This window comes from Streptomyces sp. NPDC020884, from assembly GCF_044333935.1.
Classification (GTDB): Bacteria; Actinomycetota; Actinomycetes; order Streptomycetales; family Streptomycetaceae; genus Streptomyces.
In genome coordinates this window covers 96,325-109,977 of the sequence record NZ_JBIRRY010000009.1, presented here as the reverse complement: position 1 = coordinate 109,977, position 13,653 = coordinate 96,325, and the positions used below count along the sequence as shown (strand labels likewise).

9 protein-coding genes are annotated in these 13,653 nt (G+C 70.7%); 1 reads left to right on the top strand and 8 read right to left on the bottom strand.

What is annotated here, in order from left to right; all coding sequences use genetic code 11:
• Positions 1-9 precede the first annotated feature (9 nt).
• The 6 genes from ACH4UK_RS26190 to ACH4UK_RS26165 form a co-directional block, all read right to left on the bottom strand.
• A complete protein-coding gene (locus ACH4UK_RS26190) occupies positions 10-1,581 on the bottom strand; it encodes an APC family permease (protein ID WP_398360121.1) in 1,572 nt (523 codons plus the stop codon).
• Between the two features lie 240 nt (positions 1,582-1,821).
• Complete coding sequence (locus tag ACH4UK_RS26185; RefSeq protein WP_398360119.1) at positions 1,822-3,294, bottom strand: aldehyde dehydrogenase family protein; 1,473 nt, start codon at positions 3,292-3,294, stop codon at positions 1,822-1,824.
• Positions 3,291-5,030: an amidohydrolase family protein gene (locus ACH4UK_RS26180; protein WP_398360117.1), complete on the bottom strand. Its 1,740-nt coding sequence runs from the start codon at positions 5,028-5,030 to the stop codon at positions 3,291-3,293. The genes ACH4UK_RS26185 and ACH4UK_RS26180 overlap by 4 nt, the downstream gene beginning before the upstream one ends.
• A 227-nt stretch (positions 5,031-5,257) precedes the next feature.
• A complete protein-coding gene (locus tag ACH4UK_RS26175; RefSeq protein WP_398360116.1) occupies positions 5,258-6,382 on the bottom strand; it encodes an LLM class flavin-dependent oxidoreductase in 1,125 nt (374 codons plus the stop codon).
• A gap of 111 nt (positions 6,383-6,493) precedes the next feature.
• Positions 6,494-7,279 (bottom strand): SDR family NAD(P)-dependent oxidoreductase, encoded by a 786-nt coding sequence (locus tag ACH4UK_RS26170; protein ID WP_398360114.1) that lies wholly within the window; start codon positions 7,277-7,279, stop codon positions 6,494-6,496.
• Positions 7,280-7,289: 10 nt separating this feature from the next.
• Positions 7,290-8,234, bottom strand: coding sequence for a TIGR03619 family F420-dependent LLM class oxidoreductase (locus ACH4UK_RS26165; RefSeq protein WP_398360112.1), 945 nt, complete (start codon positions 8,232-8,234; stop codon positions 7,290-7,292).
• Positions 8,235-8,813: 579 nt separating this feature from the next.
• On the opposite strand from ACH4UK_RS26165, the gene ACH4UK_RS26160 reads away from it, so the two are divergent.
• A complete protein-coding gene (locus ACH4UK_RS26160; protein WP_398360111.1) occupies positions 8,814-10,376 on the top strand; it encodes a polysaccharide lyase family 1 protein in 1,563 nt (520 codons plus the stop codon).
• A gap of 428 nt (positions 10,377-10,804) precedes the next feature.
• Here the strand turns inward: ACH4UK_RS26160 and ACH4UK_RS26155 are convergent, their stop codons facing one another.
• Both ACH4UK_RS26155 and ACH4UK_RS26150 read right to left on the bottom strand, forming a co-directional pair.
• Complete coding sequence (locus ACH4UK_RS26155) at positions 10,805-12,145, bottom strand: polysaccharide lyase family 1 protein (RefSeq protein WP_398360109.1); 1,341 nt, start codon at positions 12,143-12,145, stop codon at positions 10,805-10,807.
• Positions 12,146-12,282: 137 nt separating this feature from the next.
• Positions 12,283-13,617, bottom strand: a complete 1,335-nt coding sequence (locus ACH4UK_RS26150) for an ABC transporter substrate-binding protein (RefSeq protein WP_398360107.1) — start codon at positions 13,615-13,617, stop codon at positions 12,283-12,285.
• Positions 13,618-13,653: the final 36 nt, after the last annotated feature.

Sequence of the window (13,653 nt, the reverse complement as noted above, 5' to 3'; positions counted from 1 at the left end):
CCGGAGACCTCAGTCCCGGACCACGAGGGCCGGGGTGTCCTTGGTCAGGATCTCCCCCCGGAAGAACGCCGGGCTGCGGCGCTCCATCGCGACCATCAGCACCACGCCGAGGAGCAGCAGCCCCACCCCGATGACGAAGACCGAGCCGACGCCGAGGACCGAGGAGCCGGAGCCGTACGCCGGGTCCCACATGTCGTAGAGGGTCTTGGCGAAGACGGCGGCGAGCAGGGTGCCGCCGAGGAGCGGGAAGAGGCCCTTGAAGACCAGGTCCCGGGCGGAGCGGGTCAGTTCGGCGCGGAAGTACCAGGCGCAGGCGAAGGCGGTCAGCGCGTAGTAGAAGCAGATCATGAGGCCGAGCGCGTAGATGGTGTCGACCAGGACGTGCTCGCTGACCAGGGTCATCACCGTGTAGAAGACGCCGGTGCCGATGCCCGCGGTGACCGTCGCCCGGCCGGGGGTCTTGAAGCGGGGATGGACCTTGGCGTACGAGGCCGGCATCGCCTCGTACGCGGACATCGCGAGCACCGTGCGGGCGACCGGGATGAACGTGGTCTGGAGGCTGGCGGCGGCCGAGGCGAGGACCGCGAGGAAGAGCAGGATGCCGAGGCCGGGCCCCATCACCGGTCCGGCCAGGGCGGCGAAGACGTTGTCGGAGGTGTCCGGGTTGGCGAGGCCGAGCCCGGAGGTTCCGGAGCCGACGGCCATCTGCGCGGCGATGCCGGTGGCCAGGTAGGAGCCGACCAGGACGACCATCGCGATGAGGGCCGCGCGGCCGGGGGTCTTCTCGCTGCCGGTGGTCTCCTCGTTGGCGGTCAGACAGGCGTCCCAGCCCCAGAACATGAAGATGGAGAGGGAGAGACCGGCCGTGAAGGCGGCGAAGGACTGGACGGCGAACGGGTTCAGCCAGGACCAGGAGAAGTCGAGCGAGGACGCGAAGTCCGCCCCGCCGCCGCCCGCCTTGTTCAGGGCCATCGTCACGAACAGTGCGAGGACGACGAGTTGGAGCCCGACCAGGGCGTACTGGATACCCTTGGTGGCGGTCATGCCCCGGTAGCTGATGGCGGTGGCGACGGCGATGAGGACCAGACAGGTGAGGATGTGGACGGGCTTGCTGTCGTCCAGGGCGGCGATGGCGTCACTGCCGGTGATCTCGCCCGCCAGCAGCCAGAAGTACGAGGTGGCGACGCCCGCCAGGTTGGACAGCACGATGATCGTCGCGATGACCAGGCCCCAGCCGCACATCCAGCCGACGCGCGGGCCGAACGCCTTCACCGTCCAGGTGAAGGAGGTGCCGCAGTCCGGCATGACCTTGTTCAGCTCGCGGTAGGCGAAGGCCACGAGGAGCATCGGCAGGAACCCGGCGAGGAAGACGGCGGGCATCTGCACGCCGACCTCTCCCGCGGTGGAGCCGAGGGTCGATGTCAGGCAGTAGACGGGGGCGACGGTGGAGACGCCGATGACGGCGCTGCCCATGAGGCCGACGGAGTTCCCGCCGAGCCCCTTGCCGCGTACACCGCCGTCGGCCGGGGCGCTTCCCCGTACCGTGTCTCCGGCCTGTGGCCGCGCGTCCAGCTGAGTCATGAGAAGGACGCTATGCGCTGCGATATCCACATCCGGAGCGTGAGACCCCAACGTCTCACCCTTGGTTGTAGCGGCCAACAGCCCAGGAACACCACATCAATTCAAGGTCACTATCCCGCCAAGCCTTGTATTGCATGCCGCTTGACCGAGCGTGACAGCGTACGGTAATCGCAGCACTGTCCGTTTTGTGGTGGTTCAAAATTTTCCCGCGGCCCGGGAACGGGGCTCCCGGGGCGCGCCTCAGCCGGGCCAGACGATCGCCTGGGTCTCGCTGTAGGCATGCAGCGCGTACGAGCCCACGTCCCGTCCCACCCCGCTCATCTTGAACCCGCCGAACGGGGCCTCCATGTTCCGCCCGACCGTGTTGACGCCGACCCCGCCCGCACGCAGCCGGCCGGCGACCCGGAAGGCGCGGGCCACGTCGCCGGACCACACGTAGTCGATGAGGCCGTAGTCGCTGTCGTTGGCGAGGGCGACGGCCTCCTCCTCGTCGTCGAAGGGCACGACCACGACGACCGGTCCGAAGATCTCCTCGCGGACGACCCGCATGTCGTTGGTGCAGTCGGCGAGGAGCGTGGGGGCCACGTAGAAGCCCCGGTCCAGGTGGGCGGGGCGGACGCCGCCGGCGACGACCCGCGCTCCCTCCTTGCGGCCCAGCTCCACGTACGCCTCGACGCGGTCGCGGTGGGCGGCGGAGATGACCGGGCCGACGACGGTGGCCCGGTCCGCGGGGTCGCCGACGGTGAGGCGGTTCGCGTACGCGGTCAGCGCGGCGATCAGCTCGTCCTGACGGGACCGGTGGACCAGGACCCGGGTCGGAGCCGTGCAGATCTGTCCGCTGTAGAAGGAGAACGTCGTGCCGATGCCCGCGACCGCGGCGCTCAGGTCCGCGTCCGCCAGGACGAGCGCCGCGCCCTTGCCGCCCAGCTCCATCAACTGCCGCTTCATCCCGCGTCCGCACACCTCCGCGATGCGCTGCCCGACGGCGGTGGAGCCGGTGAAGCTGACCATGTCGACGTCCGCCGAGGCGACGGAGGCTTCGCCCACCGCCGCGCCCGACCCGGTGACGACGTTCACGACACCCGGCGGAACGCCCGCCTCCGCGAGGGCCGCGGCCATCCGGTAGACGGAGAGGGGGTCCTGCGGCGCGGGCTTCACCACGACCGTGTTGCCCATCGCGAGCGCGGGCGCGATCTTGCCCGCCGGGTTGGCCCAGGGGTTGTTGTACGAGGTGATGCAGGTGACCACGCCCACCGGCCGGCGTACGGCGAGCGCTCCGAAGACCCCGGCCCGGCCCATCGGCCCGGCCTCGTTGATCTGCGGCGCGACGGCCTCCTCGACGGGCTCCAGGGCTCCTCGCGCGTACCGCCGGAAACGGGCGGCACCCACCCCCACCTGCATCCCCCGGGCGGTGGAGGCGGTGGCTCCGCTCTCCGCGCGGGCGATCTCGGCGTGGGCGAGGAAGTCCCGCTGGACGAGGTCGGCCGCCCGGTCCAGGATCGCGGCGCGCTCCTCGGGCCGGGTCCGCGACCAGGCCCCGAACGCCCGGCGGGCCGCGGCCGCCGCCTCGTACACCTGGGCGCGGCTCGCCTCGGGGGCGAGGCCCACGACCTCCTCGGTGGCCGGGTCGATCACCTCGTAGTGCCCGTCGTCGGGCTCGGTCCACGCACCGTCGATGAACAGCTTCCCGGAGGTTCCTGGTTCGGGGCTCACGCCGTGCTCACCGTCCGGGTGTCGCGGCCCGAGCGCAGCACCGTACCCGGCACCGCCCCCGTCACCTTGTCGTCGCGCAGGGTCTCGACGCCGTTGACGCGTACGGAGACGATCCCGAGGGCCTTGGAGTCCAGGCGCGGGCTGTCCCCGGGCAGGTCGTGGACGAGCGTGGCGGGTCCGGCGTCGATCCGTTCGGGGTCGAACAGGACGAGATCGGCGTGGAAGCCCTCCTGGATCCGGCCGCGTTCGCGCAGCCCGAAGAGCCGGGCCGGGTCGTCGGTGAGCATCTTGACGGCGGCGGTCAGGGAGACGAGCCGGCGTCCGCGCAGGCAGTCGCCGAGGAAGCGGGTGGTGTACGGGGCCCCGCACATCCGGTCCAGGTGCGCGCCCGCGTCGGAGCCGCCGAGCATGACGTCCTCGTGCTCCCAGGTCCGCTGCCGCAGCGCCCAGGAGTCCGGGTCGTTGTCGGTGGGCATCGGCCACAGGACCGTCCGCAGGTCGTCGGCGGCGCAGATCTCGACCAGGCAGTGGAAGGGCTCCTGGCCGCGCTCGGCCGCGATGTCGTTGACGACGCGGCCGCTGAGCCCCTCGTTGGCGGCGCTGTAGGTGTCGCCGATGACGTACCGGCCGAAGTTCGCGAGCCGCCGGAAGACCCCGGCCTCCCTGCTGTCCGCGCGACGCAGCAGCTCGGCGCGGGTGCCGGCGTCCCGGAGCCGTTCGATGCGCTCGGGCACCGGGAGGGCGAGGACCTCGCCCCAGCCGGGGATGAGGTTGAGGGCGCAGAAGGTGCCGAGCGACATGTTCATCGGGGTGAGGATCGGCATGGTCAGCGCGACGATCCGGCCGCCCGCGCGGCGGGCGCGTTCGCTGGGGACCAGCTGGCGCGGCACGCGTTCGGGGACGGAGGCGTCGATGGTGAGGACGTTCCAGTTGAGCGGGCGGCCGGCGGCGGCCGTCATGTCGACGAAGAGGTCGATCTCCTCGTCGGAGAACTGGTCCAGGCATCCGGCGACGATCGCCTCCAGCTGGGTCCCCTCGTGCTCGCCGACCGCGCGGGAGAGGGCGAGCAGCTCCTCGGGCCGGGCGTGCCGGGAGGCGACGGGCTCGCCGTCGCCGTCGGAGTGGGTGGAGGACTGGGTGGTGGAGAGGCCCCAGGCCCCGGCGTCCATCGCGTCGTGGAAGAGCGCGAGCATGGCGTCCAGCTGCCCGGGGGTCGGCTGTCCGCCGACCGCGTCCGCGCCCATGACGTGCCGGCGCAGGGCGCAGTGGCCGACCATGAACCCGGCGTTGACGGCGATGCGGCCTTCTAGGGCGTCGAGGTACTCGCGGAAGGTGGACCAGGTCCAGTCGACGCCTTCCTCCAGCGCGGCGAGCGCCATGCCCTCGACCCGCGACATCATCCGCCGGGTGTAGTCGGCGTCCTCGGGCCGGTCGGGATGGAGGGGCGCGAGCGTGAAGCCGCAGTTGCCGCCCGCGACGGTGGTGACGCCGTGGTTCATGGAGGGGGTGGCGTAGGGGTCCCAGAAGAGCTGGGCGTCGTAGTGGGTGTGCGGGTCGACGAACCCGGGGGCGAGGACGAGCCCGTCGGCGTCCTCGGCGGTGAGGGCCTCTTCGGTGATCGTCCCCGGCTCGGCGACGACGGCGATCCGGCCCCCGCGGATTCCGACGTCGGCGGTGCGGGCGGGGCCGCCGGTGCCGTCCACGACGGTCGCGCGGCGGATGAGGTGGTCGAGCATGACGGTTCCCTTCTCCGTGGGTCCTTCCCCGGCCGGTCGGGACAGCCGGGGTGCGCACGCTTGGGCCGCGGTACGCACCCCGGCTCACAGGGCGACGGTCCGGGAAGACGCCGCCCGGCTGTGGGCGGGGGCTCCGCCCCCACACCCCCGCTCCTCAATCGCCGGAGGGGCTGGACAACCAAGCCCCTCCGGCGATTGAGGAGCGAGGTCCGGGGCGGAGCCCCGAATCAGTTGGCGGCGGCCCGGAACCGCGAGGTCCGATGCACGGGATCCGTGTCGATCTGCGGAATCACGTGCTCGCCGATCAGCTTGATCGTGTTCATCGTGTCCTCGGGGCTGATCCCGATCGGCAGCCCGAAGCTCAGCTGGTCCGCCCCCGCCCGGTCCCACCGCCGGCACTGCTTCAGCACCTCGTCGGGGTCCCCGCAGATCATCAGCTCCTCCGCGATGAGCAGCTCGACGATCTCCTCGGTGTACTCCGGCAGCAGCTGAGGCCACTCCGGAATCCCCTCCGGCCGCGGGAACGTGTCGTGGTAGCGGAACAGCAGCGACTGGAGGTAGTTGAGCCCGCCGCCGACCGCGATCTCCACGGCCTCGGCATGCGTCTCGGCGCAGATCGCGGTGGACGTCACCATCACGTTGTCGTTGACGAACGCCCCTATCGGCTCCGCGTCCTTGACGGCGTTCTTGTAGGACTCCACGACCCATTCCATGTCGGAGACCTTCTGCACGCTGAAGCCCAGCACCCCGAGCCCCTTCTTCCCCGCCATGGCGTACGAGGACGGCGACCCGGCCGCGTACCACATGGCCGGGTGGGACTTCCCGTACGGCTTCGGCAGGATCTTGCGCGGCGGCAGGGACCAGTGCTTGCCCTGGAAGCCGACGTACTCGTCCTGGAGCCACATCTTGGGGAACTCGGCGATCGTCTCCTCCCACAGCTCCTTCGTGTGGTTCATGTCGGTGATGCCCGGCATGAACCCGAGGATCTCGTGGCTGCCCGCACCGCGCCCGGTGCCGAACTCGAAGCGCCCCTCGGAGAGATGGTCGAGCATCGCGACCTTCTCGGCGACCTTCACCGGGTGGTTGACGGGCGCGAGCGGGTTGAAGATGCCGGAGCCGAGGTGGATGCGGTCGGTGGCGTGCGCGAGATAGCCGAGGTACACGTCGTTGGCGGAGAGGTGCGAGTACTCCTCCAGGAAATGGTGCTCGGAGGCCCAGGCGTACTTGAAGCCGGACTTGTCCGCCTGGATGACGTACTCGGTCTCCTCGATCAGTGCCTTGTGCTCTGCCTCGGGGTCCACCTTGGCGCGCGCGGCGGGCACGTACCCCTGAACAAAGAGCCCGAATTCCACGGAGGTTCACCGTCCTCAAGTTTTTCTGACGCATCGTCAGATTGTGATGCGACCGACTGTTCCACCGCTGCCGCGACCCGTCAATACCTGACACTGCGTCAGGTGAGCGGGTCAGAAGGGACTGACCCCGGCCAGCCACCCCCCATCGATGACGAACGGCTGCCCGGTGATGTACGAGGAGTCCCCCGAGGTCAGGAACAGCACCAGCGCGGCGACCTCCTCGGGCCGGCCGATCCGCCCCAGCGGCACGAGCTTGCGGTAGTACGCGTCGAGGGCGGCGCTCGACGTCGTCAGGTCGGCCTCCGCGTCCAGCAGGGCCGGGTTGCTCATCGCGGTGTCGACCGCCCCCGGGCAGACGGCGTTGACCCGGACGCCCTTCCCGGCCAGTTCCATGGCGGCGACCTTGGTGAGGCCCAGCACCGCGTGCTTGGTCGCGGCGTACGCCCCCACCAGGGGCATGCCGGTCAGACCGGTGTACGAGGACGTGTTGACGATCGTCCCGCCGCCCGCGGCCTCGATCTCCGGCGCGACGGCCCGGATCCCGAGGAAGGCACCCGTCAGATTGACCCGCACGACCTGCTGGAACTCCTCCAGCGGGGTGCTGACCAGCTCGTTGAAGCGCAGGATGCCCGCGTTGTTGACGAGCCCGTCGATCTTCCCGAAGGCGTCCTTGGCCACGGCGACGGCGGCGGCCCAGTCCTCCTCGCACCCCACGTCCAGCCGCACGAACCGGGCCACGTCCGCGCCCAACTCCTTCGCCAGCGACTCCCCTTGTTCGACCAGCACATCGGCGACGACGACCCGCGCGCCCTCGGCCGCGAAGAGCCGCGCCTCCTGCTCGCCCTGCCCGCGCGCGGCCCCGGTGACCAGGACGACCCGCCCGTCCAGCTTGCCCATGACACACTCCCTAGCTGTCGAGATGAGGGGCCACGTCCGCATCGAACGCCGCCATCTGATCGGTCAGTTCGTCCACGCTCCGGCTCCGGAAGCGCACCTGGATCTGGTGCACGCCGATGGCCGCGTACTCCCGCAGCGACTCGGCCAGCGCCTCCGGCTTCCCGGCGAGCGTCCGCCGCCCCACGGACCACGCCGGCTCACCCACGTACAGCGGTTCGGTGATCGCACCGATGACGATCGGCACTTCGACCCCCGCCTCCTCCCGCAGAGCGCGCAGCCGGGCGATCTGGGCGGGCAGCCGGTCCCGGGGATCGCCCTGCGGCAGCCACCCGTCCCCCCGCACGGCGGCCCGGCGCACGGCGGCGGGCGAGGAGCCGCCGACCCAGACCGGCACCCGTTCCTGGGCGGGCCGGGGCAGCTGCCCGAGCCCGCTGAACGAGAACCGCTCCCCCGCGAACTCCGGGTACTCCTCGGGCCCGAGCGCGGCCCGCAGCGCGTCGATGCTCTCGTCCAGCACGCCCCCGCGCCCGTCGAAGTCCGCCCCGACCGCCTCAAACTCCTCCCGTACGTGCCCCGCGCCGACGCCGAGGATCAGCCGCCCGCCGCTGAGGTGGTCGAGGGTGGCGTACTGCTTGGCGGTGACGAGCGGGTGGCGCAGGCCGACGACGGCGACATGGCTCATCAGCAGCACGCGTCCGGTGACCCCGGCGAGGAACGAGAGCGTGGCGACGGGGTCGTACCAGACGGTGCTCATGCCGTCCGCGAGCCGTCGCGGGATGGCGACATGGTCACAGCCGGCGATGTAGGCGAACCCGCCGAGATCGGCGGCGCGGGCGACCCGGACGAGATCGGCGGGGGTCGCCGCCGCCTCCCAGGGTTCCGCGTAGATGACGCTCTGCGACTGGACCGGCAGCTGCATCCCGTACGACAGCGGCCCGCTGGGCAGTATCGGCACGGCGGCCTCCTTCCCCTCGGCCCGGGACGCTTCCGCCCCGGGTGACGGCCGCCATCGTCATACCTGACGGTCCATCAGACAAGGGCGGGCGCGCTCCCGGACCCGTCGGCCCGGCGTCGTCACATCCGCGCCGTCCCGGCGGGCGAGCGACGAGCCGAGCAGCTTGAGCGCCGAGCGCGAGCACAATATGGGAGCGCTCCCAAATGAGGATTCCGCCCGGCGCTCACCGAAGGCGTGCGCATCCGCCCCAGCCCCCGTCAGCCCGCACCGCACCCGGCGCATCGCATGCCGGAATCGACCCACGTCACCACTCGTCAGACGTCAACTCGACGTCCTCACCACGTGTTTGATCGACATCGAGCGTGCAGCGCAGGACGGGAATCCAACAGCCGCACGCACCTTGCCAGAGCCGCCGCCCCCCTCTATCTTCACTGGGAAAGAACAGAGAAAGCGCTTTCTAGTCGCAGCGGAACTCCTCCCGAACGAAAGGTCGTGATGGCGCAAGTGGGAGCGCTCCTACTTTGTCATGCACCTGACAGCTACGTATCACTCGCACCCCCAAGACACAGGGAGACGAACATGAGGCAACCCGTCACACGGCGGCTGCAGGCAGCACTGGCCACCCTGGCCCTCGCGGCCGCGGCCGGCATCGTCCTGACGGCTCCCGAGGCGTCGGCGGCCGCCGGCAGCGCCACGGGCTACGCCACCCAGAACGGCGGAACCACCGGCGGCGCCGGCGGACAGACGGTGCGGGCCACCACCGGCACCGCGATCCACACGGCCCTCTGCGGCCGCGCCGCCGACAGCACGCCGATCGTCATCGAGGTCGAAGGAACCATCAACCACGGCAACACCAGCAAGGTGTCCGGCGGCAGCTGCAACACGGCCGACGGCGTGATCGAGCTGAAGCAGATCAGCAACGTCACGATCGTGGGCGTCGGCGGTGGCGCCGTCTTCGACCAGATCGGCATCCACATCCGCGAGTCCAGCAACATCATCATCCAGAACGTGACCGTCCGGAACGTCAAGAAGTCGGGGTCCCCCACCTCCAACGGCGGTGACGCCATCGGCATGGAGTCCGGCGTCCGCAACGTCTGGGTCGATCACACGACGCTGGAGGCGTCGGGCGGCGAGTCCGAGGGATACGACGGCCTCTTCGACATGAAGGCCGACACCCGGTACGTGACCCTCTCCTACAGCATCCTGCGCAACTCGGGGCGCGGCGGCCTGGTGGGGTCCAGCGAGAGCGACGTCTCCAACGGGTTCGTCACGTACCACCACAACCTGTACGAGAACATCGACTCCCGCGCGCCCCTGCTGCGGGGCGGCATCGGCCACATGTACAACAACCACTACGTACGGCTCAACTCGTCCGGCATCAACTCCCGTGCCGGCGCCCGCGCCAAGGTGGAGAACAACTACTTCGAGGACTCCAAGGACGTCCTGGGCACCTTCTACACCGATGCCGCCGGCTACTGGCAGGTCAGCGGCAACACGCTGGACAACGTGACCTGGTCGAGCCCCGGCAGCGACAACAACCCCGCCGGGCCCGACATGAAGTCCACCACCACCGTCAGCATCCCCTACGCCTACACCCCCGACGCGGCCGGCTGTGTGCCGGACGTCGTGAGCCGGACGGCGGGCGCCGGCAAGGGCCTGAAGGTCTCGGACGGCAACTGCGCGACCCAGCCCACGCCCGACCCCACCGACCCCACCCAGCCCACACCGGACCCCACGGACCCGACCCCCGGCCCCACCGACCCCACGCCGCCGAGCGGGACGAACCTCAGCATCGGCGCCGGTTCCGACGGATCGAGCAAGGCCTCCGGGACCAGCTTCGGCAACCTGCGGGACGGTGACCTGAACACCTACTGGTCGCCCGCAGGTTCGACCGGTCACGCCTCGATCAAGTGGGACTCCCCCACCGCCCTGTCCTCGGCCGTCATCCGGGAGGCGGCGGGATCCGCGGGCTCCGTCGGGGCCTGGCGGCTCATCGACGCCGACACCGGGGCCGTCCTGGCCTCCGGCGACGGGGCGGGGACCATCTCCTTCCCGCGGACCACGCTGCGCAAGATCACCTTCGAGATCATCGGCTCGACCGGCACCCCGAGGATCGCCGAGTACGAGACCTACGCTTCCTAGGGTCGGTCGTCGCACGGCAGCCGGCCGTGCGACGACAGACTCCGGCGGCGTGCTCCCCGGCCGGGGTGTGCGCACGGGCCCCGGAGGCGCTGAGCTGGGGCCGGACGAGCCGGTGAGCCGTAGCGGCCGAAGGGGCGGGGGTTCGCGGACCGGGCGCCGGCGGACGGTCCGCCGAGGGCGAGCGTGGCGCCCGCGCCGGTGAAGCGGACAGGGCGGTGCGTCGGGTGGGCATGACGGTTACTCCTCCGGGCGGGCGGCGAAGGGCCGGAGCGGCGCTCTCCGGGGTGGTGGAAAGCGTGCGGTGCCGCTCCGGCCGGTTCTTCGGGGACGCGGGTGCGCGGAACGCGCTGTGGGGCGCGACCTGCTTCGGGATCGGGTGGCGAGCTGTTTCGGGAACGGGTGCGGACGGGTTCAGGGCTGGACGCCGGTCATCGGCGGCCGGACGCCCTGCCCGCCCCGGCCTTGAGGCCGACCAGTGCGGGGACGGCCCAGGGGTGGTGGACCGTCGTGCGCAGTTCGGGGGTCCAGCCCGCGCCCTCGGTGAGCTGCTCGCCGGGGACGCCGGCGTTGTGCACGGCGATCAGATCGGTCCTGCGTCCGTTGACGTAGTTGTTCTCCGCGGTGAGCGGGGCCTCCGACCACTTCTTCAGGACGGTGGCCCGGTCCACGCCGCCGGCGAGGGTGAACGCGTTGTGCTCGGCGACCAGGCGGGACTCGGCGCCGATGCCGTAGGTGTAGCCGTAGGCACTGCCGCGCGTGGCGACGAAGTGGTTGTTGTACGAGTCGACCTGGCCGAAGCGGACGCGGGGAGCGCGCTCCTTCACGTCCTTGAACAGGTTGTGGTGGAGCGTCACGCGGAGCTTGCCGCGGTCGGTCGCGCCGGCGCCGTCGCTGTTGCCGATGAGCATCGTCTTGTCGTGGTCCTTGAGGACGTTCCACGACACGGTGACCAGGTCGGCGCCGCGCACGATGTCGAAGAGGCCGTCGTGCTGCTGGTACAGCTGACCGAAGTAGCGGGGCTGGTCGGCGTCGGGGCGGTCGCCGTCGCTGAAGGTGTTGTGGTCGACCCAGACGTGACGGGAGCCGTACACGACGAGGTTGTCGTACTCCGAGTTCCAGGCGCCCTCGCTGCCGTCCGTGGGGTCCCACTGGGGGAAGCAGTCGTAGGTGTCCGCGAAGGAGATGTTCCGGACGATGACGTTGGAGACGTCCCGGACCTGCAGACTGGCGCCGATGATCTCGGGGTTCGCGCCGACCCCGATCAGGGTGGTGTTGGACGGGACGCGGACGTCGACGGCGGCCTGCTGGAGCTTCGCGGAGGCCACCCGGGCGTCCTCCAGCGGGCCCTCGGGGATCCGGTCGCTGCCCCAGACCTCCGGGTCGTAGGCGGCGAGGTACTTCTCCAGGGTGTAGCCGTCGGTCTCGTACTGTTCGCAGCCGATCGGGATGCCTTCGGCGTCGGAGTTGCCGTGGAGGGTGCCGGCGACTCTGACGATCTTCGGCGCGTCGCCCGCCTCCTCGAAGGCGGCGACGAGTTCGGCCCGGTCGGTGACCGTGTAGACGTGCTCGGGTGCGGCGTCCGCGCCTCCCGTGGTGGAGCCCTCGGCGGCGGCCCAGCCGTCCCCGGCGGGCAGTACGGCGCGCTCGATCCCCGTGCCGTGGGGGCCCGGCCGGGGGGCGGCCTGGGCGGGGACGCTCAGCGCGAGGGCCAGTGAGGCGCAGCCCAGGGTGACGGCGACGGCCCGGGTGTGACGCGTGCGTGCGGGCATGGCGAAACCTTCTCTGTCGTCGGAGGAAGTGGAGAAAGCAGAGGGGAGAGAGAGGGGCGGGGGCCTGCGGCCGGCGGCGACCCGGGCCGCCGCCGGTCTCCCGTCATCGGGGACGAGGCGTGCGGGACGGCGGGGTCTCAGCCGTTGCCCAGCTCCGCCCACTCCTTGTTCGCGGCGTTCAGCTCCTCGGCCATCCGGTCCAGGAAGCGCTTGGCCGTGGTCTTGCCGAGGAGCAGTTTCTGGAACTCCGGCTCGTTGTCCGCCTTGCTGATGTTGTTCCAGTCGGGCAGGTAGTACGGCAGGTCGACGACCTCGGTGGAGCCGTCCGTCAGTGTCTTCGCGGCCAGCGCGGTCGACTCGGTCTCGTTGATCCACGGGTCCTTCGCCGCTTCGGCGTTGGCGGGGATGGCACCCGCCGACTCGTTCCACTTGCTGTTGGACGCGTGGGAGGCGGCGAACTCGATGAACTTCCAGGCCGCGGTCTTGTTGTCGCTCGACCGGAAGAGGCCGAGTCCGTCGACGGGGTTGGAGACCTGCACGCGTGTGCCGCTGTCCCCGATGGGGGCCGGGATGCCGGCGAACTTGCCCTCGCCCAGGGCCTTCGCGTGGTCCTGGTAGGAGCCGAGGTTGTGGCTCAGCATGCCGATGGTGCCGGTGTCCCACTGCGCGACCATCTTGGTGAAGTCGTTGTTGACGTCGGCCGCGGGCGTGGTCCTCTTGAAGAGGCCCGCGTACTTCTCCAGCGCGGCGACGTTCTTCGGGTCGTTGAGCGTCGTCCTGTCACCGGCCCAGAACTCCGTGATGCCGGACTGGCCGTAAACGGCGTCCAGCGCCTGGGCGATGGAGCCGGCCCCGCCGCGGATGGTGTAGCCGAACTTGTTGTTCTCGGCGTCGGTGAGCTTCTCGGCCGCGGTGTAGAAGTCGGCCCAGGTCTCGGGGGCCTTCAGTCCGGCCTGCTCGAACAGGTCGGTGCGGTACCAGAGCACGCCGTTGTTCGCGGAGGTCGGGACGGAGTAGATGTCGTCGCCCCGGCCGGCGGCCGACCGGACGCTCTCGACCATGGAGTCGACGAGCCTGCCCTCCAGGGCAGATCCCTTCAGCCGCTTGTTGACCGGCTCCAGGGCTTCCTGCGAGACCATGTTGGCGAGGTAGGCGGTGCCGACCCCGCCCACGTCGGGCAGCCCGCCGCCGGCGATCGCGGTGTCGTACTTGGACTGGACGTCGGCGATGGGGATCGGGACGTACTTCACCTTGATGTCCGGGTGCTGCTTCTCGAAGTCCTTGATGATCTCGGTCCAGATGGCGGTGCGCGGCCCGCCGTTGTTGTCCCAGAAGGTGATCTCGCCCTTGCCGCTTCCTTCCGTGCCGGCTCCGCTGCCGTCGTCGCCGCACGCGGCGGCCGTCAGCGCGAGGGCTGCTACGAGGGAGACGGCGGATGCGGTACGCCCCCGCCGGGTCTTCGAGATGGTCATGGTCGGCTCTTCCCTGTCGGATGTGTCGGGGTGGTT